The sequence below is a fragment of the Streptomyces arenae genome, from assembly GCF_022343545.1.
Classification (GTDB): Bacteria; Actinomycetota; Actinomycetes; order Streptomycetales; family Streptomycetaceae; genus Streptomyces; species Streptomyces humi.
The window spans coordinates 94,982-119,249 of the sequence record NZ_JAKQYH010000053.1 but is presented as its reverse complement, the minus strand read 5'-3'; the positions used below and the strand labels follow the sequence as shown (position 1 = coordinate 119,249).

The window sequence follows — 24,268 nt, the reverse complement described above, 5'->3', positions numbered from 1 at the left end:
TCCCGGAACGGAACGGCTTCACCGTAGGAACTCCGGCCCCGCCCCCATAAGCGGGGGAACCCTTGCGTTGCGTGTTAACCGCGGGTGTCAAGGGTGCGCGGAGCGCGGGTGCGGACCTGCTGACTGATCGTCATGACCTGTGCGGTGGACCGCGCCTGGTCGTCGTCGCCGGTGTCGACGGCCGCCGCCCCGGACGCGATCACCGCGACCGCCATCGCGTGGGCGAGCGCCGTGCGGGAGCGCACCCCGAACTTGCGGTAGACCCGGGACAGCGCCCCCTCCACCGTCTTCACGCTGATGAACAGCTCGGCGGCGACTTCCCTGTTGGTCGCCCCGCCGCCGACCAGTTCGGCGATCCGGGCCTCCGTGGGCGTGAGTTCGGGCCCGCCCGCCTCGCCGCCCCGCTCACCCGCGTCCAGCCGGGCCAGTTCGTCCCCGGCGCGGGCCGCGAGCGGGGCCGCGCCGATCCGGCGGGCCGTCTCCAGCGCCTCCGCCAGCGCCGCGCGTGCCGCGTTCCGGCGACGGGCCCGGCGTTCCACCGCGCCGAGCGCGATCAGGGCCCGTACCAGCTCGACCGGCAGCGGCAGCCGGCGCAGCCGGTCGACCGCGGTGCGCAGCCGTACCGCCCCCTCCTTCGCCCGGCCGAGACCCGCCTCGCGCAGGCCCTCGGCCCGCTCCAGCGCCGCCAGTACGCTGCCGGGCGCACCCTCCGCCAGCCGCGCCCGGGCGTCGCGGAGCACCTCCCCGGCCGCGTCGGTCTCGCCCAGGACGACCAGCGCCTCCGCCAGGTCGGCGTACCAGTGCAGCAGCGGCGGGTCGGCGGCGCACATGGCCTCGCCGAGTTCCCTGACGCGTTGCAGTGCCTCGACCGCGGCCGCGGCCCCCCGGGGATCGCCGCCGAGGAGTTCGGCCTGCCCCAGCACCGCCAGCGCGCGCAGCAGGAACAGCCGGTCGCCGTCCGCCTCCGAGGCACGGACCGCCCGCGCGGCCAGCCGCCGGGCCTCGTCGGCGGTGCCGCCCGCGGTCGCGGCGAGCGCCGCCGCGTACAGCGCCGGAGCCGCCTCGGCCATGGTGCGCGAGCAGTGCGCCGCGGTGTGCAGCGCCTCCCGGCAGTGCCCGGCGCGGACCTGGATCCGGGTCAGCGCCACCCGGGTCGCCAGCGCCTCCTCGGCCCCCGCCGCGTCGCCGGTCGCCGCCAGCAGCCGGACGACCTGGTCGCGGGCCTCGGTCACCCGGTCGGAGTCCAGGGCGAGGATCGCCCGCATCCGGACCAGCCGCCGGCTCTCCGGCCCGGCGTCGGCGCCGCCGGCCAGCGCGAGGGCCTCGGCCAGCGCGGCGTCGGCGGCGTCCGGCCGGCCGCCCAGCGACCGGACCCGGGCGAGGGTGGCGAGCGCCCCGACCCCGGTGTCCGTGTCGCCGACGGCCGCGGCCTGCCGTGCGGCCCGCCGGGCGTGCCGGGCGGCCTGCGCCAACTCCCCGCACAGCAGCCCCCGTACGGCCGCCCAGTGGTGCAGGACCGCTTCGGCGCCGGGATCACCGGCCGCGTCCAGCAGGCCCTCCTCGATGAGGTCCCCGGCGCCCTCCAGGGCCTGTCCGGCGCCGCGCAGCAGGACCAGCCGGGCCCGCACCCGCCGTGGCGCGGAGTCCGACCCGGCCAGCACCGCGCCGGCGGCCTCCGCCGCCTCCTCGGGCCGTCCGGCGTCGCAGGCGTACTCGGCGGCGGCCAGCAGCCGTTCGGCGCGTGCGGCGGGAAGGCCGGCGGGGGTGCGGCGGACGGCGAGCGCGGCCAGCTCGAACGCGGCGCCGGGAGAGCCGTCGCGGCGGGCGACGGCGGCCGCCGACACCAGGGTGCGGGCGGTGTCCTCGTCCTCGTAGGGGCGGGCGAGCGCGAGGTGCCGGGCCCGTTCCACCGGCGCGGTCACCGCCCCGGCCAGCAGCGCGTGCGCGTTCCGGCGGCCGTGCTCGGGGGCGTCCGCCTGTACGGCCGCCCGCAGCGCGGGGTGTTGGAACCGTACGATTCCGTCGGCGTCGGCCGCCGCGATGCCGAGCCGTTCCGCCTGCGCGAGGTCTCCGGCGGGGTCGGGGAGCCCGGCGGCGCGCAGCAGGGTGAGGCTGGGACGGGCGGCGGCGCTCGCCACCAGCAGGGTGTGCCGTACCGCCGTGGGCAGGGCACGGGCCTCCCCCAGCAGGAGATCGCGCAGCCTCGGGGGTACGGGCGGCGCCTCCGGAAAACCGGCCGATGTCCGGGCGTTGAGCGCGGCCCGCGCCAACTCCACCGCGTAGTGGGGGTTTCCGGCCGCCGTGTGCTGGACCGCGCGCAGCAGTGCCGGGGGCAGGTCGGTGTCGAGGGCGGTCCGCACCAGCTGGGCCGTCTCGTCGTCCGTCAGGGGCGGCACCGGGAGTTCGACGGTGCCCGGCGGGCAGCAGCGCAGCCGCTCGGCCTGCCCGCCGTCCGCCACCCGCTCGGCGGCGAGCATCCGTACGCCGTGGCCTTCGAGGCGGCGCAGGGCGAAGGCGAGCGCCTCGGCGGTCGGTTCGTCGAGCCACTGCAGTCCGTCGACGACCAGCAGGACGGGGCCGGCCGCGGCCAGCGCGCGCAGCGTGTCGAGGACGGCGACGCGCACGGCGAGCAGGCCCCGGCCGTCCGCCGGTTCGCGACCGCGCAGCAGGGCCGCCCGCAGCGCCGCCCCGGGCTCGGGCTCCAGGGCCGCCAGGCAGCTCTCCGGGACCGGTGCGAACAGGTCGACGAGCGCCGCGAAGGGAAGTCGGGTGTCCGCCTCGGTGGGGGAGCAGCGCAGTACGGTGCCGTCCGGCGGGGCGTCGGCGGCCAGGGCCGTCAGGAGGGTGGACTTGCCGATGCCGGCGGGGCCGTGCAGGAGCACTCCGGGGCGTGTCGCGGCCTGGGCCCGGGCGGCGTCGAGCAGCGCACGGCGCCCGGTCATGAACATGTGTTCATGACAAACCTTCGATGATCGCTCTGTCAATGACACCGGTCACCCGGCACATGACACCCGTCACACGAAGGGCGCCACCACCGGCGGACCGACCCGGTAAGACCCCAGGTGTGACACGGGTAAGGCCACAGGTGTGACATAAAGGAACAGGCAATGACTTTCTCCTGAAACCGTCGTTACGGAACGAGGAAGGCTCTCCGGCCCTCCTCCTGTGCGTAAGCAATGTGCACAGGCAGGGAAGTCAGGACTGACGACATGGGTTTGACCAGTCGAACGACCGTATACGCGATGGTGGCGCTCGCCGCCCTGTGTGTGGCGCTGCTGGTCTGGCTGTGGCCACGGTTCGCCAAACCGGGACTGTGGCAGGTGCTGGGCCGGCTCGGGGCGATCGGCGTCACCCAGGTGACGATCGTCGCGGCGTTCGCGTGCGCGGTGAACTCGTCGTACCAGTTCTTCGGTTCGTGGAACGAACTGTTCGGCAACGTCGACACCGCCCCCGTCGGCGTGACCCAGGCGGCCGGCGGGAACGGCAACGGCTCGGTGAACGGCATCAGCAGCGTCCACGGGGCGGCGCTCGTACAGCCCGCGGGCGACGAGCAGTTGCGCCGGGTCAGCGGACTGCCGAACGGTCCGGCCGCGGCCGTCGGACGGGTGGAGTCGGTCAAGGTCATCGGCCGGCGCACCGGCGTGGTCGACCCGGCCTTCGTCTACCTGCCGCCGCAGTACTTCCAGAAGGCCTACCACCGGATGCGCTTCCCGGTGATCGTCGCGCTCAGCGGCTACCCGGGCAGCATCTTCAACCTCGCCCAGTACCTGCGGGTCTCGCAGACCGCGGGCGAACTCCAGAGCAAGGGCCAGATGCAGCCGACGATCATGGTGATGATCCGGCCCACCATCGCCCCGCCGCGCGACACCGAGTGCGTGGACGTCCCCGGCGGACCGCAGACCGAGACCTTCCTCGCCAAGGACCTGCCGGAGGCGATCAGGTCCGTCTACCGGGCCGGCCACGACGCCAGCGCCTGGGGCGTCATGGGCTACTCCTCGGGCGGCAGTTGCGCCCTCCAGCTCACCATGCGCAACCCCGGCGTCTACACCACGGCCGCCGCGCTGTCGCCCGACTACCGGGTCAAGGACGACCCCACCACCGGCAACCTCTTCGGCAGCGGCCCCGGCCGCCAGGCCCGCGTCGACGGCCACGACCTGATGTGGCGCCTGAAGCACCTCCCCGTCCCGCAGGTCTCCGTCCTGGTCGCCAACAGCAAGCACGGCGAGAAGGGCTACCCGGAGACCCAGGCCTTCATCAAGGCCGTCCGGGCCCCCATGCGGGTCGTGTCGATACTGCCCGAGTCCGGCAGCCACAACTTCCCCACCTGGGTCCGCGAAATGCCCGCCGCACTGAAGTGGATGAACGGCCAGCTGACCTTCCCGCAGGACGTCGTCCCCCGCCACCACACCAAGAAACACCCCACACCCACCCCCACCCCCACCCCCAGCCCGACCCCCGACCGAGCCTCCCTCCGCGCGGAGGGCACAGAACCAAGGCCGACAGCCACGACACACCGCTGATCTCCAACCCGCGCCCCGCTCAGAGAACCGAACTCCCGGTGTCACCGTGCGACTCGGGTGGTGGGCACTCCGGGTGCGGGCCGGACAGCGCGGCCTCCGCGTCCTCACAACTGTCACCGACGGAACGCCGGCCACTGAGGGAGCGGTAGAACTGCCGCGTGAAGACCTGGGCCTGACGATCGTCAAGAGCGTGGGCCCAGCCGACGACGGTGGCGATCGTCTTCGACAATTGAGCGGCCAGCAGAGCCGAGTCACACAGGTTCAGGACGACCAGGCGGGGCGGGAAGCGGGCGCGGGCTATCTGCGTGGACAGGTCCGTATGGGCGTTGCAGAGGCCGCCTCCGTCCTGGGTGAGGTGAACGCCGCCGAAGGAACTGTGCGCCGCGATGTGGAGGATCGCGGGGGTGTGCTCGTCCAGTGCCGGACAGATCTCCGGCAGCCCGACCGCCGCCATCTCCCGCACCCGGACGAGGCTGCCGACGAGGGACTGACGAATGCAAGCGGCTTCGGACCCGAAGTCGTTGCGCCCGGGCCGCGGGTCACCGGAGAGGAACAGCACACGGCCGGCTACACCGAGGGGGGCGAGGGCGTCATGAACGGGGAGGCGCGGCGAGAACGTGGCGTGCTGGGAGGCCAGGGCGGCGCGAGAGTGGGAGAAGAGCTGGTTCAGGGACACGGTCGTGCCGGAGGATGGTGGACGGCCGTGAGCTGGCCCGGTGTCGATGCTGGGCGGTGACACCGGAGGGCGTGGCCGCTCGTGCGCCTTGCCCGCGGTCTCCTCCATACGATGCCGGAGCTCCGCCTCGGAAACTCCGAGAGCGCGGGTGATCGCGACCCAGCTCACGCCGTCCTGCCGGTGCCGGGACGCCGCGGCCAGGGCGGCGTCCAGCGCCTCCTGCACGGCCCGGTATCCGGGGGCGGAGCGGACGCACGCGCCGAGATTGGCGAGGTGAGTCATCTCCGCGGCCGTCAGATCGGGGGCGTCGGTGCCGTGACCGGGAGGGTCATCCGGCATCGGTGGGTGCTTCCGCCGAGTTGGCCTGTACGGGTGCGGCGAGGGCGTCGGCGAGCTGGAGCAGCGTGGCAGCGTGTTCGGGGCGGTGCCGTGCGAGGGAGCGAAGACGGCCGGCGCCGGCGCCGCGCTGCACTTCGGAGCCCTGTTCAGCGGCCAATGCGATAAGTTCGCTGAGGCTCGGGCTGTTCTCCTGCTCCTCGTCGTCTGTTGTTGCGAACAGGTGCTGCACGGCGACGAGGTAGGGCGTCACGAACGGCATGCGGGCGAGGCCGGGGGCGGCCAAGAGGAGTGGGTGCAGGCCCTCTGGCTGGCCCTTCTCCACAAAGCGCATGGCCGTGTCGACCGCTGTTGTGGAGTCGACCACGGCGTCGTAGATGTCCGGGATCGAGAGCAGCTGGGTGAGGAGCAGGATGCCCAAGTGCTGGCGGGCCGTTGGGGACTGGGCGTTGGCCGACAGCAAGCTCGGGACGATGGGGTCGGAGGTGAGCTGGGGGTGGTCTCGGAGGAACTCCAGGTCTTCGGGCCACGAGGGGGCCGCGATCCACTGCCTCAGCAGGTCGGCAGCGGTGTGGAAGGACCTCCCCTCGTCCAGTACTTGGTCGAGGCCATGTTCTGAGGCAACAGTGAGGAGGGTGGAGAGCTCACTGAGCGCAGCCGCTTCGGGATACAGGGCACGCGCGATATCGAGAGCCGTTTGTTCATCCGCCGTGATGAGGTGTGGGTATTCCTGCCTCAAGAAGTCCTCGCGCTCCGGCCAGGATCGAGTGGACAGCCAGCGGTTGAAGAGTTCCACCGACTGGTCTGAAAGAGCGCCGACAGCCCAGGTGGGCAGACGGGTTGTCACTTCGCTGAGGAGAGTCTGGGCTGCAGGATTTCGCTGTAGATCGTCAACAAGACCACGGACTGCGCGACGGACGCGTCCGATCCAAGTGGGATCTGTTGTTTCGTTGGCTTGGTGAATTGCCGAGATGAGATCCGTGGTCGCTCCCATGGGATTGCCGCGGGTCATGTGCCAGTGAGCGCGAGAGATGAGGAGTTCGGCCTGAGGGCCGGCGGCGAATCCCGAGATCACCTCATCGGATGTGAGGAGACTGCCCTCCTGACCCCCGGTGTCGCATTGTTGGTTGTAGAGGTTGTTGAGGGAGCTGGCGAGGTCGGGGAGGAAGGCGGGGCCGTTGGGTCCTTGGGCGAGGGTGCGGTAGTGGGTGACGGCTTCGGTGATTGATGTGAGTGCGGCTTGATGGTCGCCGGTGTTGCTTTGTTGGTTTGAGAGGTTGTTGAGGGACATTGCGAGGTTGGGGAGGGAGGCGGGGCCGTTGGGTCCTTGGGCGAGGGTGCGGTAGTGGGTGACGGCTTCGGTGATTGATGTGAGTGCGGCTTGATGGTCGCCGGTGTTGCTTTGTTGGTTTGAGAGGTTGTTGAGGGACATTGCGAGGTCGGGGAGGGAGGCGGGGCCGTTGGGTCCTTGGGCGAGGGTGCGGTAGTGGGTGACGGCTTCGGTGATTGATGTGAGTGCGGCTTGATGGTCGCCGGTGTCGCTTTGTTGGTTTGAGAGGTTGTTGAGGGACCCTGCGAGGTTAGCGAGGAAGGCGGGGCCGTTGGGTCCTTGGACCAGGGTGCGGTAGTGGGTGACGGCTTCGGTGATTGATGTGAGTGCGGCCTGGCGGTCGCCGGTGTCGCTTTGTTGGTTGGAGAGGTTGTTGAGGCAGCTGGCGAGGTCGGGGAGGAAGGCGGGGCCGTTGGGTCCTTGGACCAGGGAGCGGTAGTACGTGACGGCTTCGGTGATTGATGTGAGTGCGGCTTGATGGTCGCCGGTGTCGCTTTGCTGGACGGAGAGGTTGTTGAGGCAGCTGGCGAGGTCGGGGAGGAAGGCGGGGCCGTTGGGTCCTTGGACCAGGGTGCGGTAGTGGGTGACGGCTTCGGTGATGGATGTGAGTGCGGCTTGATGGTTACCTGTGTTGCTTTGTTGGACGGAGAGGTTGTTGAGGCAGCTGGCGAGGTTGGGGAGGGAGGCGGGGCCGTTGGGTCCTTGGGTGAGGGTGCGGTAGTGGGTGACGGCTTCGGTGATTGATGTGAGTGCGGCTTGATGGTTACCGGTGTCGCTTTGTTGGACGGACAGGTTGTTGAGGGAACTGGCGAGGTTGGGGAGGAAGGCTGCGCCGTTGGGTCCTTCTACCAGGGCCCGGCGGATGGTGACGGCTTCGGTGATTGAGGTGAGTGCGGCTTGATGTTTGCCGGTGTTGCTTTGTTGGTTGGAGAGGTTGTTGAGGGACATTGCGAGGTCGGGGAGGAAGGCGGGGCCGTTGGGTCCTTGGACCAGGGTGCGGTAGTGGGTGACGGCTTCGGTGATGGATGTGAGTGCGGCTTGATGGTTGCCCGTGTCGCTTTGTTGGTTGGAGAGGTTGTTGAGGGATCCTGCGAGGTTGGGGAGGAAGGCGGGGCCGTTGGGTCCTTGGACCAGGGTGCGGTAGTGGGTGACGGCTTCGGTGATGGTTGTTGAGGGAGCTGGCGAGGTCGGGGAGGRAGGCGGGGCCGTTGGGTCCTTGGRCSAGGGTGCGGTAGTGGGTGACGGCTTCGGTGATGGATGTGAGTGCGGCTTGATGGTTTCCGGTGTTGCTTTGTTGGTTGGAGAGGTTGTTGAGGGATCCTGCGAGGTTGGGGAGGAAGGCGGGGCCGTTGGGTCCTTGGACCAGGGTGCGGTAGTGGGTGACGGCTTCGGTGATTGATGTGAGTGCGGCTTGATGGTTTCCGGTGTCGCTTTGTTGGTTGGAGAGGTTGTTGAGGGAGCTGGCGAGGTTGGGGAGGAAGGCKGCGCCGTTGGGTCCTTCTACCAGGGCCCGGCGGATGGTCACGGCTTCGGTGATTGACGTGAGTGCGGCTTGATGGTTGCCGGTGTTGCTTTGCTGGACGGAGAGGTTGTTGAGGGAGCTGGCGAGGCTGGGGAGGAAGGCGGGGCCGTTGGGTCCTTCTACCAGGGCCCGGCGGATGGTGACGGCTTTGGTGATTGATGTGAGTGCGGCTTGATGGTTGCCGGTGTCGCTCTGCCGGACGGCAAGATTGTTGAACCAGGCGGCCGATGCAGCCCGAGCTTCCTCAGAGGGGTCCGCCGGTTCGTCCGGTCGGGACCGGACCGTGGCAATCAGTGCCAGACCTCGCAGCGTGCTGTGCCCCGTAGGCAGAGTCACGGAAAGCTCCGCCAGAGGTAGCGGAGTGTCTTCGGCCTCGGCGAAGCGCTCCAGCGCTGTGACGAACGGGCCTCCTTGGGAAGCCGCCACCGATAGTGCCATCGGCCACAGTTCGGGAACCCTCTCCAGTGCCGTCCCGGCCATCGCCTGCGCGGCCTCCTTGCCGTTGATCGCCGTCGCGAGCCGGGAGACGCCCACGCAGGCGTTCAGGCGTTCGTCCGTGTCCGCGGTTTCCAGGCATCGGCCGAACAAGGCGTCGTTGCCGCGGAACACCGTGGCCGCCAGGTGCGTGCCCACCGGGTCGGGGCGGACCGCGACGGTGCCGTCCTCCGGTGTGGTGGGGAGGAGCTTCTCCAGCAGGGCCGTGAACTCGTCGCGCCATTTCGCGTCGGTGGCGAGTTCCTTGACCGTGGCCAGAACCTCGTTGAGCCGGTCCTCGCGTGGGGCGAGCAGGCTGACGCAGGCTCCGGCCTCGCGCAGCATCTCCTTGGCACGGTTCGACGGCTCGCCGATCCGGGACCGGTAGACGCGGACCCAGTACAGCAGTTCGTGCTTCAGGATTCTCTCGTACAGGGCCGACTCGGACACCGGCGCCTTGTCCTCGCTCTCCGACGTCTGCGCGTCGAGCCAGGCGAGCATGACCAGGTCCAGGGTGGTCCAGCGGCCGGAGTGGGGGTCCGGCGGCGGGCTGCTGCCCATGGCGGTCGCCTCCCGTGCGCCGAAGGACCGGAGCGCCGCCCGGTAGACGCCGGTCTGGCGGGGATGACGGGGAGACAGCGGCATCGAATGGACCAGGGGCCGTGGGCTGCTGTCCTTGAGCGCGTCGACGATTTCCTCCTCCCACCAGCCGCGGACGGAGCGCGCGGTCAGGAGCAGACAGGTCGGCTCCTGGCGGCCGCGCAGGACGCGCAGCAGGGCGATGATGTCGGCCGACTTGTGGTCGTCGGCGTAATCCACGACGACGAGCAGCGGGGAGGCGGTGCGCGCTAGCCAGGCGCAGTCCTGCAGGTCCGGGTCGCGTACCAGGAACCCGGTGAACCAGCCGGTGTCGGCCATGCGCGCGGCCAGTTCGGCGGCCAGCCGGGTCTTTCCGGCACCGCCGACCCCGTGCACCAGAGCGATACGGGTGCGGGGTCCGTCCGGATCGGGGGCTCGGAACCAGTCCTGGAGGAAGTCGAGTTCGTCGCGGGGGTGGAAGTGGATGGTGTCGTAGCGGGCCCAGAGGAGTTTCAGTGGGCCGGTGTCGTCGCTGTCGGTACCGACTTTGCTGTCGTTGATGTCGAGATAGGGCGGGGTGAGGATCTGGGTGCGGGGCTGGTCGGGCAGGGGCAGCGGTTCGCAGTGCTCGTACCCTAGGCCGACGTCGAGGGTGACCTCCAGCCGGCCGTCGTCCGCGGCCTGCCGTACGAGTTCCGCGCCGTGGGCGACCGACTCGGCCCACGACTGCCGGCTGCGGCGGCGCGGGTCGGCGGCATCGGCGGACGAGGCCACGCCGGTCACGTCGATGGCGAGGAAAGCTCCCGAGCCGTCCTCGGCGTCGGCGAGCTGGACGAGGAAGTCCTCGGGCAGGGTCTGCCAGTCGGCGTCGGTCTCGTCGTGAGAGCGGTATTCGCGGTGGGCGTGGTTGGACCAGTTGCCGTCCAGCCATACGGCGACCAGCGCGTGTCCGGGGCCGCCATGACCGCCGCCCGTGACGAGGACGAGGGGGTGCAGCCCGGTGTCCAGGCAGGCCCCGGCGAAGGTGACGGCGATGTCGAGGCAGGTGCCGTGCCCGGGCGAGGCCAGCACCTCGTAGGGCGGCCGGATGGTCTGGCGCCCGGAGTCACTGGTCGTCGGCTCGTCGGCGTACACGATGTTCCGTGCGGCGAACGCCTCGTACAGGGCGCGGGCGCGGACCGCGGGCGGTGCGTCGCCCACCGGCGGCAGGGCGCCGGCGAGGATGGCGGCGGGGGCGCCGCTCTCGCCCTGGCGCTTGCGCTGGACGTACTCGATCAAGGCCTTCGGGTCGTTGCTGGGCCAACGCCGCCATGCGGTGCTCACGCGCGTGCCCCCTCGAACCCGCCGATCTCACCGGCCCCGTCGATCACACCGGTTCCGATCGCCTCGGCCTCCTCGATGTCCTTGGCGCCGACGACACCCAGCACGTCCTGGGCGGTGAGACGGCTGACGGCGGGCACCTTGGTGGCCGACACCTCCACCGTGTACGTCCCCGGCGGCAGCGGCGGGATCTCGGCCCGCCACCGGTCCTCCGCCAGCCTGGTGCAGGTGAGCCACGGTGCTACGGCTCCCGGTGCGGCGTCCCGGGCGCGGGCCCTGACCTGCACCCGGGTGGACTCGTCGGCGCCGGTTCCGTACAGGGTCACCCCGAGCGGGACCGGTCGGTCGGCGGGAGCCGTCTCGTCCAGGTCGAGCCCGAGCCAGGGGCGTTCCGGGCGGTCCCCTCGTACGGCCGCTAGCGACGCGCCGGCGTACTCGGCCAGGATGTCCGTCACCATGGACACGGATCCCAGGGCGAGGTGGCGTTCGGTCACCGCGCGGCGGGCGCGGATGTCCTCCTGCTCGATGGGGATCGCCGAGATCGCCGGGACCGTGCCGTCGCCGTGCCAGTCGGCGTTCGGCAGCCAGGACGCCGCCTGTTTGGTCACCGTGATCCCGGCGGGGGAGAGCAGGGCCTGCTGGAGTGTGCCGTGCCCCCGGCCGAACAGCGCCGTGACCTCGGGGCACCCCGGTTCTCCGTACAGGTAGTTCCAGACCGACTCGATGTCCTCGTGGACGCTCCGGGCGGCCTTGGCGTGCGCGGCGAATCCCGGCGGCAGGGTCGCCGAGGCCTCCGCCAGTTCGTGCGGGGCCAGCGCCGACCCGCTCCCGGACCGCCCCACCGCGGGGTAGCGGGGCAGCAGTTCGTATGCCGACGGCCACTGCCGCAGCACCTCCGTGAGCCCGGCCAGCCGCTTTGGGCCCACCGCCAGGCCGTTCACCAGGACGTCGAGTGCCTTCGGCGCACCCCGGTGGGGAGTGCCCAGGGTCAGCAGGGCCGCGCAGTCGGTGGCACCGCCGAGGGGACCGAGCCAGTAGCGGGCCACCAGTCCTCCCATGGAGTGCGCCACCACGATCACCCGCCGGCGCCGGGCCGAGGCGTGTTCGCCGCCCAGGCGGGCCTCGACCTCGTCGCGCAGACGTTCGGCGGCATGCCGGACGCTGCGCCGGAAGTCGTACGGGAAGAGCAGCACGTCCGCTCGGGTGTCCGGTTCGCCGCCGGGCCGTGCGACGTCGATGCGCAGGTCGTCGAAGCGGCTGCGGAGCTTGCGCACCAGGCCGTCGTAACCGGGTGCCACGACCGGGCCGATCAGGGTGATGTCCGGCATCAGGTCGACCGGGACCAGATCCGGATGGGCGTCCAGCCCGAGCCGCTCGGGTCGGGTGGCGGCGCCGAGGAACCGCCTACGGCGTTGGTCCCAGCGGGCGGCCCCCCGAGATGTCTGCAGGATGCTTCCGCCGATTCCGGGCACGACGACGACGAGATGCTTGAGCGAAGCCACTGATGTCCCCCTGTTCGCACACGTCACCCCTGTCTGCTGTCGACATGAAGTGACGATCATTCAGAAGAATGACGATAGCGCCGGGGCGGCACCATTCGATCGGGAATGGCGGTATTGATGCGGTTTGCATATATGCACGGTCTGCGATGTGCCGCGTCGTGGAGTGGCGGTGTTCCGAGTCATCTCCCGGAAGGCGTCATGCAGACAGCCGTGGTGACCTTTGACGGGTTCGACGGGCTTGATCGGCTGAGCGGGGATCAGATCCAGGTGTCCAGCCACATCCGGGACTGCCAGCCGGTGTACGGGATCGTCTGTCCGGTGTAGATCGGGAAGAAGTAGACGAAGTTCCAGGCGATCAGGAGGACGAGGGCGCCGGCGGCCATCGTGCCGCGGATCCGGCGGTGGCGGCTCGCGCCCGGTGGGCCCATCAGGGCGCCGGCCATCATGGCCACCGCCAGGCACAGGTACGGCACGAAGACCACGGCGTAGAAGGAGAAGACGGTGCGGTCCTGGTAGAGGAACCAGGGGAGGTACCCGGCGGCCGTCGCGCACAGGATCGCGCCCGCCCGCCAGTCGCGGCGCAGGGCCCAGCGGAACAGCAGGTACACCAGGGCGCAGCAGGCCGCCCACCACAGGGCCGGGGTGCCCAGGGCGAGGACGGTCCGGGTACAGGCGGACGCCGTGCCGCAGCCGTCCTGGCCGGGCTTCGGGGAGTCGTACGCGAACAGCACGGGCCGGCCCATCACCAGCCAGCTCCACGGGTTCGACTGGTACTTGTGCGGCGTGTGCAGCCCCACGTTGAACTGGTAGACGAGGTACTCGTAGTGCCACAGGCTGCGCAGCGGCGCCGGTATCCACGACCAGGTGCCGCCGCGGCCGTCCGCCCAGTGGCGGCCCCAGCCGTCGTCGGACAGGAACCAGCCGGTCCAGGTCAGCAGGTACGTCAGCAGGGCCGTCGGTACCAGGGAGAGGACCGACGGGCCCAGGTCCCGGCGCAGTACGGCCCAGTACGGGCGGCGGGCGCCGGTGACCCGGCGGGCGCCGACGTCCCACAGCACCGTCAGCGCCACGAAGAAGACCAGCACGTACAGGCCGTTCCACTTCGTCGAGGCCGCGAGGCCCAGCAGGACGCCGGCTGCGAGCCGCCAGGGCCGGAGTCCCAGGGCGGTGCGGTCACCGGTGTCCGCGTCCGGGCGGACGCGGCCGTCCGCGCCGGCCGGCAGGGCCGCCGCCAGCGCGGCCCGGGTCCGGTCCCGGTCCAGCAGCAGGCAGCCGAACGCGGCCAGCGCGAAGAACATGACCATCAGGTCCAGCAGGGCGGTACGGCTCATGACCAGGTGCAGACCGTCCATCGCCAGCAGCGCACCGGCCAGACAGCCCAGGAACGTCGAACGGAACAGGCGGCGGCCGATCCGGCACAGCATCAGCACCGACAGGGTGCCGAGGAGCGCCGTCATGAAGCGCCAGCCGACGGGGTCGAGTCCGAACAGCCACTCGCCGGCGGAGATCACCCACTTGCCGGTCGGCGGGTGCGCGACGAACGAACCGGTGTCGGAGAGCGGGATCACCTGGGGGTGCGCCAGGATCTCCGGGTCGGCGATCTTGCGGTCCGGCCAGGTGCCCTCGTAGCCGAGGTGCAGCAGCGCCCAGGCGTCCTTCGCGTAGTACGTCTCGTCGAAGACGAGGGCCCGGGGCTGCCCGAGGCGCCAGAACCGCAGGATTCCGGCCAGGACGGCGACGAGCACCGGGCCCAGCCACTCCATGGCGCGCGCGAGCCGGTGCGCCGCGTCCTGGCCGAGCCCCAGGAGCCGCCAGAGGTGGGTGGCGGGCTCGGGGAAGGGCGGGACGAGACGTTCCCGGACGTCGGTGTGCGGAGGTGCGGTGTGCGGTGCGGGATGACCGGAGCGGCGCAGTCGGTCCAGCCGGCCCTGCGGGGCAGCCGTCGGACCTATGCCGTCGAGATCGTGGGAACGCGTCGCGCTGCTGCTCGTCACCGGACGACCTTAGACCGTCGGCACATCGGGTCCGCCATCGCCTCCGAGACCTGGGGCGCCTTCTCCACCGACCCCGTCTCGAACACCTCGGCCACCGCGATCAACCGCCCCGCCGGCAACCTCGGCGACGAGGCCGGCCGGCCCTCTCGGCGGACCCGACGGTGACCGCGCCCGCCGGGACCACGGTCGGGACCACGGTCTCGATGGCCGGGGAGGGTCAGCCGCACGAGCCGGTGAACACGTCCACCGCGTCGTCGCTGCTGCTCGCCACCAGCAGGTCCTTGGTCCCGTCGGACGTCACGTCGGCGGCGGTCGCCTCGTAGGCGCCGTCCGCCGACAGCTCGGTCAGCTCGCTCAGGGAGCCGCCCGAGGTGCCGGTGTAGACCGAGACCGAGTTGCCGTTCAGCGACGAGACCAGGACGTCCGGGATGTCGTCGCCGTTGACGTCGGCCGAGTTGACGGCGACGGGCAGCGCGGAGGTGGCGTAGTCGACGGGGTCCTGGAAAGTGCCGTCGCCGTTCCCGGCGTAGACCTCCAGGGTGTCGGAGCCGTTGCTGATGGTGGCCAGGTCCGTGTTGCCGTCTCCGTCGAAGTCGCCCTGGGTGATGGAGTACAGCCGCGCGACGCTCGCGTACTCCGTCACGTCCCCGAAGGTCCCGTCGCCGTTGCCGAGGGCCACGCTCACGCCCCCGGCGGTGGCGACGCCGGCGGTGGCGACGTCCAGGTTGCCGTCGCCGTCGAAGTCGGTGAGAACCAGGCCGTGCGGCCGGGTCACCGTGACCGTCTGCGAGGAGACGGTGAACGCACCTTCACCGTCGCCCAGCAGCAGGTTGACCCGCCCCGCCGACTCCTCGGCCACCGCGATGTCCAGGTCGCCGTCCCCGTCGACGTCCCCGGCGACCAGCGAACGGGCGCCCGAACCGACCGTGTACTGGGTGGCGGTCCCGAACGCGCCGTCACCGGTGCCGAGCAGGACGCTCACCGTGCCGCCGTCGAAGTCGGCGGTGGCGATGTCCGGGTTGCCGTCGGCGTTGAAGTCCGCGATGACGGACTGGTACGGCTTGTCGCCCACGGCGTAGTCCGTGGCCGTGCCGAAGGTGCCGTCGCCGTTGCCCAGCAGGACGGAGACCGTGTCGGCGTCGTTGTCCGCGGCGACCACATCGGCGTTCCCGTCGCCGTCGAGGTCGCCGGTCACCACGTGCCGGGGGTTGTCGCCGGTGCTCGCCGTGGTGGCGGACCTGGTGAAGGAGCAGGTGGCGGCCGCCGTCGTGGCCGGCTCGTCGGCCGACGCGACAGCCGTGACACCCGCGGCGGCCGTCAAGGCACCGGCGACTCCGTAGGCCAGGACGCGCGGGACCCGGCGGTTCCTGTGCTTGCTCATGACGGGAGGGGTGTCCTTCCGTGAGACGTGTTGTCTGTCATGGGCACGGGAACCTACGGGCGCCGCCTGTGAGTCACGTGTTACCGGCCCGTGGTTTCCCGGAGTCCCGTGGCCGGAGGGGTACGGCGACGGTGGCCGTCCCCCCGTCGTCGTCGCTGACGGTGACCACCGGCCGGTATCTGCCCGGCCTCCGGTACGTGTGCTCGGCACGGCAGACGGAGCCGTGGACCCGGCCCGGCGCCGGCCGGGTGCCGTCCTTCCAGTCGACGACGCAGGTCTGGGTGTCGGAGGCGCCCGGGTCGGTGAAGCGGACGGTGACGGTCACCCGCCGGTCGCCGTGGCCGTGCGCGTCGGTGATGGTCGGCGGGGCGTTGGAGACGGTCACGGTCGTGGTGTCGGTACTGCGGCCACCGGTCAGGGTGAGGGTGAAGGTGCCGTTGTCGGTGCAGGTGACGGTGGTGGCGGCCGACCCGGGGTCCGCGACCGTGCAGGGGGCACCGGCGGGGAGGGTCCACTCGCCGGGACCGGCCCCCGACACCGTGCCGACGAGCGGGATCGCGTCCCCTTCCGTCCCGCTGACGTCCGGTCCCGCGTGTACGACGGTCACCGGATCGATGCTCGTCAGCGTCGGGACGACCGGCTTGATCAACCCGTCCGCGTCGAACTCCAGCTTGTCGATGGTGGTTTCGCGGTGGGTGCCGTCGCCGCCGGGGATGGCGAAGCGGTGGTAGGCGATGTACCAGTCGTCGGTGTTCGGGACGTGTACGACGCTGTGGTGGCCGGTGCCCTTGATGCCCAGGGAGAGGTCCTTGGAGAGGATCACGCCCCGCTTGGTCCAGGGACCGGTGGGGGAGGGCCCGGTGGCGTAGGCGACGCGGTAGTTCTCGTCGCGGGTGTCGTTCTCGGACCACATGAAGTAGTAGACGCCGTTGCGCTTGATGACGAACGAGCCCTCGTTGTACCCGCTCGGCGTGATGTCCTGGACCTTCGAGGTGTCGATGGACGTCATGTCGGCGTTCAGCGGGACCACATAGGCGTGGCCGTTGCCGAAGTAGAGGTACGACTGCCCGTCGTCGTCGGTGAAGACGGCCGGGTCGATCATCTGGCCGCTGAAGTCACCGGACTTGAGCAGCGGTTTGCCGAGCGCGTCCTTGAAGGGGCCGGTCGGTGAATCGGCCACCGCCACGCCGATGTTCGCGTCGGCGCAGAAGTAGAAGTAGTACTTGCCGTCCTTCTCGGCGATCGTCGGCGCCCAGGCCCTGCTGTCCGCCCAGCTGATGTCCGGGCCCAGGTCGAGGATGACGCCGTGGTCGGTCCAGTGGACGAGGTCGGTGGAGGAGTACGCCTTGAACTGCGTCCCGCTCCAGCCGTCGTAGCCGTCGGTGGTGGGATAGATGTAGAAGGTGTCGCCGAAGCGGACGATGTTCGGGTCGGCGTTCAGCCCCGGCAGCACCGGGCTCCTCATGATGAGGGCCGAGACCGTCCAGGTGCGCTTCTTGCCGTCGGAGCCCGTCACCTCGTACGTCACCGGCTTGCTGAAGTCCCGCACGCTCCCGGAGGCCGGGCTGATGGCGGCGCCGTGGGCGAGGGTGAACTCCGGTGCCAGGGCGGTGAGATCGGATCCCTCGGTCATCGGCAGCGTGATTTTGCCGTCCGTGTCGTCGACGATGGCGTCGACCTTCAGACCGGTCTGCGTCGCCTTGGCGATGCCGGCCGTGTTGCCGCTGAGCTCCATCACCTCGGCGGCCGACAGGGCCCGGTCGTAGATGCGGAAGTCGTCGACCTCGCCGCCGAAGTACGGGTCGGCCGAGTACAGGGAGCGGCCGATGTAGCCGGTGTAGTCCTTGCTGGCGTCGTACAGCTCGGACGGCTTGATGGTGGTCGTCGTACGGGCGACCTGGATGCCGTCGACGTACAGGACCATCGTGCCGGTCGTGCCGTCGAGGGTGACGGTGACGTGCCGCCACTGGCCGGGCGTGAGCTGCGAGCCGGCCGTCAGCTTCGACTCCGCCGACCAACTCGCCTTGGTGATAGCCGAGTAGAGGCTGGAGCCGCCGTTGGACGGGGTGGCGAAGAGGTACTTGGTGCTGTCGGGGCCCAGCCCGAACAGCCACTGGAAGCTGTCGCCGCCCTGCCACTTGGCGTACGTCGACACGGTCACGCTGCCGGCGTTCCTGAGCACCCCGTTCGGGATCTTCACGTACGGCGAACTCGTGGCGTCTCCCGACATCTTGAAGGAGCCGCCCGTCACCCCCGTACCGAAGGCGGGCGTGCGGACGTACGTGCCGTGATAGCCGTGCCCGCTGCTGTCCACGGCGATGTTGCCGCCGGTCTCGTCGAAGTCGTAGTGCAGCAGCAGGTCGGCCGGGACGTCGGGGCCCTCGTCCGACACGGTGACCTCGGCCTGGACGGGGATGGCGGTCCCGTCCGGGAGGCTGCCGGTGACGGTGAAGGCGCCGGGCTGCGCGTACGAGGACGCCGGCACGTCGGCCCAGGTGACGGCGATCGGCCGGTCGACACCGTCGGCGTAGGAGGCGATGACGGTGGCGGGGAGCACCGGGGCCTGCCCGGTCCTCGTCTTCACCTTCACGCTCTCGACGCTCTCCACCAACTGGTCCGGCTGGTAGGCGCGGAGGAGCCGGTCGTACTCGGCCTGGGTGACCGGGAGTACGGTGCCGTGGCGAGGCCTGGCGGGCAGGTTGTAGTCCGTCACCGGGGTCCAGACCCCGGAGTCGAGGTCGTCGGTCTCGAACGGGAGGTACCCGCGGCCCCCGAACTCGTCGAGGAACGCGTACCACTTGTCCTCGGTGTTCGACTTGAAGACCAGCGGCCCCTCGGCCGCGCTCATCGCACCCTTGCCGATGCCCTCCGCGACCGGGGTCCAGTCGGTGCTGCGGATCGAGTCGCTCTTCTCCTCGAAGATGAACTTGCTGTCGGGGGTGGAGGAGGTGTTGTTCCGCTCGTCCTTGGAGAGCCGGTAGTACGTCCCGTCCTTCTGGATCATCGTGGAGTCGATGACCGACCAGCCGCGGTCGATCCACACCTTGGGTTCGCTGAAGGTGTAGAAGTCGCGGGTGGTGGCGTACATCATGCGGTTGTACGTGTCGCCGGAGTGCGCCGCGTCGTCGTACAGCTTCGAAGCCCAGAAGACGACGTACTCGCCGAGCTTCGCGTCGTAGAACGCCTCGGGGGCCCAGGTGTTGCCGGCGCTGTCCGGGGCGACCTTCACCAGGCGCTGGTCCGTCCAGTGCACGAGGTCGGTGGACTCCCAGACCATGATGGACCTGCTGCCGGTGCGCTGAGCGGCGTCCCAGTCGCCGTTGCCGTAGATCCTGAGGTCGGTGGCGATCTGGTAGAACTTGTCGCCCTCGGGGGAGCGGATGATGAACGGGTCGCGCAGGCCCTTCTCGCCGAGCGTGGAGGTCAGGACGGGCTTGCCGTCGTTCAACTCCCGCCAGTTCAACGGGTCGTTCCCCTTGCTGAGGGCCGCGTAGAGCTGTTCGCCGTCGGCGGTGCCCTCGCCGGTGAAGTAGCTGAACATGTAGCCCTTGAGGGCTTCCCTGGCGGGGAGTTCGGGTACGTGCGCGGTGAAGGTGCGGGCGGCGGTGGCCGTCCCCTTGGTGACCGTCGCGGTCAGGTCGACGGTGGTGGCGCCGGCGCCGTGCGCGGGGCGGTGGACGACTCCGTCGGCGGCGAGCACGTCCGGGTCGGCGGAGGACCAGCTGACGGCCGTGCCGTAGGCGCCGGTGGCGGGCAGGGTGAGGTTGCCGCGGACGTCGTCGACGTCGTGGACGGTGAGGGCGTCGGCGGCCTGTTCGGTGGCGGTGGTGTCGTCGAAGTCGGCGCGGACGGTGACGTCGAAGGTCCTGGTGTCGGTGACGGTGCCCTTGGTGAGGGTCGCGGTGAGCGTGGCGTGCGCGTCGGGGGAGCCGGCGGCGGGCCGGGTCACCTTGCCGGAGTCCGAGACGACGCCGGGGTCGTCGCTGGACCAGGTGATGGCCGAGCCGCCCGCCGCGCCGGTCTTCGGCAGGTCCAGGTCGGCGGTCACGGCACCGGTGTCACCGAGGCTCAGGGCCGCCTTGTCGTCGGCGACGCCCTGGGTGTCGACGGGGAGGGCGAGTCGCCCGACCTCGGAGCCGTCCAACGCCCGGTCGTATACGCGGAAGTCGCGGATGCGGCCCTTGAAGAGCTTGTCGCCGGAGTAGACCGACTTGCCGATGTAGTCGGCGACGGTGCTGCCGGACCCGATGGCGCCGGGGGTGATGGTGACGGAGGTGTTCCGGCCGGCCTCGACGCCGTCCTCGTAGAGCACACCCGTGGTGCCGGTCTGGGTGTACGCGATGTGCTTCCACACCGAGCGGGTGAGGTTGTGGGAGTCGGACGGCTTGGTCGTCTGCTCGGTGGACCAGTTGCCGGTGGCGAGGGAGGTGCGCAGGGAGTTGCCGGTGGCGAAGAGGTAGCCGTCGCCGTTGCCGCCGCTGGAGTTGCCGAAGCCGTAGAGGAAGTACGGGGTGGACTGGGTGGCGTCGATCCGCACGTCCATGGACACCGTGATGGAGTCCATGCCCTTCATGATGTCGTCCGGGACCTCGACGTAGGTGTCGGAGCCGTTGAAGCCGAGGCCCTGGCCGGTGGCGGACCAGTCGGCGGTGCCGTGCAGCGTGCCGTCACGGCCGTTGCCGGAGGCGTCGGGGACGGTGGTGCCGGTACCGGAGTCCAGCGGGTACCAGAGGGCGAGGCCGTCGGTGGGGGCGGTGGCTTCACCGGCGGCCGCGGTGACGGCACGGGCCGGGAGGGCGGAGCCGAGGAGGGCCAGGAGGGCCGCGGCGGCGGCCAGTCCGGCCAGCCGTCCCGCCCGGCGTCTCGCGCGGCCGCACGGACGTGTGGTGTCGGTCATGTGCGGCTCCCTGCCAAGTGACGTGCCGTTAACCGGAGATGACATCGCGTTGCGAGAGTGTCAAACGATGTACACGGGGGCGTCAAGAGTTTTCGAACGATGTCCGACCAGCCGAACGGCTGATCCGGGTGAGGACGGGCCGGAGCCGGTGGCCAGGTGAACGGCAGGTGCTCGACAACCAAGCCGCAGCCATGACTTGACCGCCCGTTGCCCCGGTCGCGTCCAATCTTCAACTAAGCATTCCCCTGCCCTGGCAAAGGCGTCTACCCGCATAGAGCTCTCCGGTGCTGTCATGCCCACGACTGCCCGGAACCGTGCCGGGCACCTCACCGGGAGACCCCCACATGTCCCGAATCCGACGTCCCGTCGTGACCTCGATCTCCGCGTTCGCCCTCGCCGTCGCGGGCCTCACCCTCACCACCGGTACGGCTCACGCACAGTCGTGCAGCCAGGCCTACCTCCCGCTCCCCGACCCCAGTTGCCAGCCCGGCGACCTCAACCCCGACGTCACCCAGAGCACCATCGACTCCACCATCTGCGTCTCCGGCTGGACCGCGACCGTACGGCCGTCCAGTTCCTACACCACCGCGCTGAAGAAGAAGCAGATCGTCGAGTACGGGTACACCGACACCAGCACCTCCGACTACGAAGAGGACCACTTCGTGCCGCTCGAACTCGGCGGTGCCCCCAAGAGCGAGCTGAACCTCTGGCCCGAACCGGAGTACGGCACCAAGACCGCCGCCAACAAGGACACCGTCGAGAACAAGCTCAAGAAGGCCGTCTGCGCGGGCACCGTGAGCCTCTCCGACGCCCAGGACGCCATCATCACCGACTGGACGACCGCCCTCTCCGACCTCGGTCTGAGCTGACGCCGCCAACTTTGCTGCCCCGCGCGAGGCTTGGAGCTGCCGTGTGCGGGGCAGAGCCCTCCTACCGGACACCAGGTGCGGATCAGGGCTCGGCAAGAGGAGGGCGTCATGGACGGTCGGATCCGAGTACGCGTCGTTCGTCGGCCCGCTCCCCGGGGGCAGGAGATCGACCGCAGGACGCCCTCGGGGCGGATCCTCCCCTACTAGGACTCGCCTCACTAGGACTCGCGTAACTAGGACTCGCCTCACTAGGACTTGCCTGATCAGGGCCCGTTCTGCCAAGATCCGCCCGCCGGATTCATCGCGGCGGCCGTCGGCGGGTGTCGCCGTTGTGGCGGGTGAGGTGTTTGCGGCGGGGTATCCGGGGCATCAGGTGCACCGGCAGCAGGTAGGGCTGTGTGCGCAGGCGGCGGAGACCGTCGGGCGCGCCGGCGGCAGGGAGGCACCGTGACGACCAGGGAGCCGGCACCGCGTGAGGTGCCGCCGTCATGACCGGCGTGCCGTCCGGGCCGTTCGTCCATCCCGCCCTCTTCTACGGCGACGAGGACGAGTACCTGGCCGGGACGGTGCCCTTCGTGCAGGAGGCGCTGGACGCCGGCGAGCCGGTCGCGGTCGCCGTGCCCGGTGAGAACCTCCGCCTCATCCGGGCCGCGCTCGGCGCCGGCGCCGGATCCGTACGCCTCCTCGACATGCGCGAGGCCGGCCGCAACCCCGGCCGGATCCTCCCCGGCGTGCTGCTCGCCTTCGCCGACGCCCAGCCGCCCGGCCGCCGCGTCCGCATCGTCGGCGAACCGGTGTGGGCCGGCCGTACGGCCGCCGAGTACCCGGCCTGCGTCCAGCACGAGGCCCTGATCAACGCGGCGTTCCGGGGCCGCGAGGTCACCGTCCTGTGCCCCTACGACACCACCCGGCTGGACACCCGGGCGGTGGCCGACGCCTACGCCACCCACCCGACCTACCTCACCGCGGGCTCGTCCGCCCCGCGCACCAGCAGCGCCTACGCCCCGGAGGCGGTCCTCGCCCACTACGACCGGCCGCTGCCCCCTGCCCCTGGCCCCGGCCTGCCCGTCGCCTTCGACGCCGGCTCCCTCCCCGCCGCCCGCCACCTGGCCACCGACGCGGCCGCCCGGTTCGGCCTCACCGGCAGCCGCCTGGACGACCTCGCCCTGGCCGTCGCCGAACTCACCACCAACAGCGTCGTGCACGGCGGGGGTTCGGGCACGGTGGAGGTGTGGGCCGAGGACGGTCAGGTGCTGTGCGAGGTGCGCGACAAGGGCTGCCTCACCGACCCGCTGGCCGGCCGCCGCCCCGCCCTTCGCGACCGGAGCGGCGGCCGCGGCCTCCTCCTGGTCAACCTCGTCGCCGACCTGGTCCGCGTCCACACGGCACCGTCCGGCACGACGATCAGGTGCTGGTTCGCGGTCTGAGTGGCGGGAGCGGCCTGAGCGACACCCTCACGCGAACCGACCCCCGGAGCGCCGCACCCAGCTACCTCCACGCCGGGCGAGGCTCTGATCGCGCCGGGCCACGCTGCCGGCCCGGGCTCTTGGCCCGCCGGGCCGGGGTCTTGTCGTGCCGGCACCGGCTCTTGTCGTGCCTGGCCCGGCTCTGATCGTGCCGGCCCGGGCTCTGATCGTGTCGGACCCGGCTCTGGTCGTGCCGGGCTCTGATCGCGTCGGGCCGGGGTCTTGTCGTGCCGGCACCGGCTCTTGTCGTGCCGGCCCGGGCTCTGATTGTGCCGGGCCGGGGTCTTGTCGTGCCGGCACCGGCTCTGGTCGTGCCGGCCCGGGCTCTGATCGTGCCGGAGCGGGCTCTGATCGTGCCGGAGCGGGTGTTTTCGTGGCGGGCCGGGGGCGTGCGTCGTTTCAATCCGGTCGACCCGCACGTTCGTTTCGCGGGGTGGCCGGGCGGGCAATGGTGGGGCATCGTGGTCCCGGCCACGGCGGGGGAGGGGGACACGGCGGTGCCTGATCTGGTGCGCACGACAGGTGGGCGGCGGCTGCGGGTGGAGGTGTCGGGGGATCCCCGGGGGCGCCCGGTGTTCCTGCTGCACGGCATGCCCGGCAGCCGGGTGGGGCCGCGGCCCCGGCCGATGTTCCTGTACCAGCACGGCACCCGGCTCATCAGCTTCGACCGGCCCGGGTACGGCGGCTCGGACCGCCGGCCCGGACGGCGGGTCGTGGACGTCGTCGAGGACGTGGCGGCCGTGGCGGACGCCCTCGGTCTCGACCGGTTCGCGGTGGCCGGCCGCTCCGGCGGCGGACCGCACGCCCTCGCCTGCGCCGCCCTGCTGCCGGGCCGGGTGACCCGCGCCGCGGCCCTGGTCGCGCTCGCGCCGCGGGACGCCGAGGGGCTCGACTGGTTCGCCGGGATGACACCGTTCAACGTCCGCGAGTTCCGCACGGCCGTCACCGACCCCGAGGGGTACGCGGCCGGGATCATCCCGCGCTCGGCCGACATCCGCAGCAACCCGGCCCGGCTGCTGGAGGACCTGCGCTCCGACCTGACCGACGAGGACCGGCTGATCGTCTCCGACAGCAGCATCCGCTCGATGCTGCTGCGCACCTACCACGAGGCGCTGCGCACCTCGCCGTACGGCTGGATCGACGACGCGCTCGCCCTCACCAGCCCCTGGGGCTTCGACCCGGCGCACATCGGCGTGCCGGTGCTGCTGTGGCACGGCGCGAAGGACGTGTTCTCGCCCGCCTCCCACTTCTCCTGGCTGGCCGACCGCATCCCGCGCGCCAAGGCCGTCCTCGAACCGAAGGCGGCCCACTTCGGGTCGTTGCGCGCCCTGCCCGACGTCCTGGACTGGCTGCTGGCGGACACCCCGGACGACTGACGGCGCGCCGCCGCCCGTCCGGCCCC

At 71.0% G+C, this 24,268-nt stretch carries 11 protein-coding genes; 4 read left to right on the top strand and 7 right to left on the bottom strand.

Going from position 1 to position 24,268, the window contains the following annotated elements:
* Positions 1-74 precede the first annotated feature (74 nt).
* Positions 75-2,942 (bottom strand): helix-turn-helix transcriptional regulator, encoded by a 2,868-nt coding sequence (locus tag MB828_RS23995; protein WP_301650030.1) that lies wholly within the window; start codon positions 2,940-2,942, stop codon positions 75-77.
* A gap of 267 nt (positions 2,943-3,209) precedes the next feature.
* On the opposite strand from MB828_RS23995, the gene MB828_RS23990 reads away from it, so the two are divergent.
* Entirely contained in the window at positions 3,210-4,520 is a 1,311-nt protein-coding gene (locus MB828_RS23990) for an alpha/beta hydrolase (protein ID WP_301650029.1), read from the top strand.
* A gap of 19 nt (positions 4,521-4,539) precedes the next feature.
* Here the strand turns inward: MB828_RS23990 and MB828_RS23985 are convergent, their stop codons facing one another.
* From MB828_RS23985 to MB828_RS23955, 6 genes are all read right to left on the bottom strand, one after another.
* Positions 4,540-5,535, bottom strand: a complete 996-nt coding sequence (locus MB828_RS23985) for a CHAT domain-containing protein (protein WP_301650028.1) — start codon at positions 5,533-5,535, stop codon at positions 4,540-4,542.
* A 2,090-nt stretch (positions 5,536-7,625) separates the two neighbouring features.
* Complete coding sequence (locus MB828_RS46685; protein ID WP_343236189.1) at positions 7,626-10,760, bottom strand: tetratricopeptide repeat protein; 3,135 nt, start codon at positions 10,758-10,760, stop codon at positions 7,626-7,628.
* Positions 10,757-12,259, bottom strand: a complete 1,503-nt coding sequence (locus MB828_RS23970) for a lipase/acyltransferase domain-containing protein (protein WP_301650026.1) — start codon at positions 12,257-12,259, stop codon at positions 10,757-10,759. Before MB828_RS23970 ends, MB828_RS46685 begins: the two co-directional genes overlap by 4 nt.
* 257 nt (positions 12,260-12,516) lie before the next feature.
* Entirely contained in the window at positions 12,517-14,253 is a 1,737-nt protein-coding gene (locus MB828_RS23965; protein ID WP_301650025.1) for a dolichyl-phosphate-mannose--protein mannosyltransferase, read from the bottom strand.
* Between the two features lie 217 nt (positions 14,254-14,470).
* Positions 14,471-15,634: an FG-GAP repeat domain-containing protein gene (locus MB828_RS23960; RefSeq protein WP_301650024.1), complete on the bottom strand. Its 1,164-nt coding sequence runs from the start codon at positions 15,632-15,634 to the stop codon at positions 14,471-14,473.
* A 73-nt stretch (positions 15,635-15,707) separates the two neighbouring features.
* The gene (locus MB828_RS23955) at positions 15,708-20,531 is read right to left on the bottom strand and encodes a family 43 glycosylhydrolase (RefSeq protein ID WP_301650023.1); all 4,824 of its coding nucleotides are present in this window, start codon (positions 20,529-20,531) and stop codon (positions 15,708-15,710) included.
* Positions 20,532-20,875: 344 nt separating this feature from the next.
* Between MB828_RS23955 and MB828_RS23950 the strand changes: the two genes are divergently transcribed.
* From MB828_RS23950 to MB828_RS23940, 3 genes are all read left to right on the top strand, one after another.
* The gene (locus MB828_RS23950; protein ID WP_133022070.1) at positions 20,876-21,400 is read left to right on the top strand and encodes a hypothetical protein; all 525 of its coding nucleotides are present in this window, start codon (positions 20,876-20,878) and stop codon (positions 21,398-21,400) included.
* A gap of 488 nt (positions 21,401-21,888) precedes the next feature.
* Complete coding sequence (locus MB828_RS23945; protein ID WP_301650022.1) at positions 21,889-22,827, top strand: anti-sigma factor RsbA family regulatory protein; 939 nt, start codon at positions 21,889-21,891, stop codon at positions 22,825-22,827.
* Positions 22,828-23,363: 536 nt separating this feature from the next.
* Complete coding sequence (locus tag MB828_RS23940; protein ID WP_133022072.1) at positions 23,364-24,242, top strand: alpha/beta fold hydrolase; 879 nt, start codon at positions 23,364-23,366, stop codon at positions 24,240-24,242.
* The last annotated feature ends 26 nt before the right edge of the window (positions 24,243-24,268 follow it).

Bases quoted from the DNA above. Each gene is read 5' to 3' on its own strand.
- MB828_RS23995 (WP_301650030.1), bottom strand. From the start codon at position 2,942: ATGACCGGGCGCCGTGCGCTGCTCGACGCCGCCCGGGCCCAGGCCGCG.
- MB828_RS23990 (WP_301650029.1), top strand. From the start codon at position 3,210: ATGGGTTTGACCAGTCGAACGACCGTATACGCGATGGTGGCGCTCGCC.
- MB828_RS23985 (WP_301650028.1), bottom strand. From the start codon at position 5,535: ATGCCGGATGACCCTCCCGGTCACGGCACCGACGCCCCCGATCTGACG.
- MB828_RS23960 (WP_301650024.1), bottom strand. From the start codon at position 15,634: ATGAGCAAGCACAGGAACCGCCGGGTCCCGCGCGTCCTGGCCTACGGA.
- MB828_RS23955 (WP_301650023.1), bottom strand. From the start codon at position 20,531: ATGACCGACACCACACGTCCGTGCGGCCGCGCGAGACGCCGGGCGGGA.
- MB828_RS23950 (WP_133022070.1), top strand. From the start codon at position 20,876: ATGTCCCGAATCCGACGTCCCGTCGTGACCTCGATCTCCGCGTTCGCC.
- MB828_RS23945 (WP_301650022.1), top strand. From the start codon at position 21,889: ATGACCGGCGTGCCGTCCGGGCCGTTCGTCCATCCCGCCCTCTTCTAC.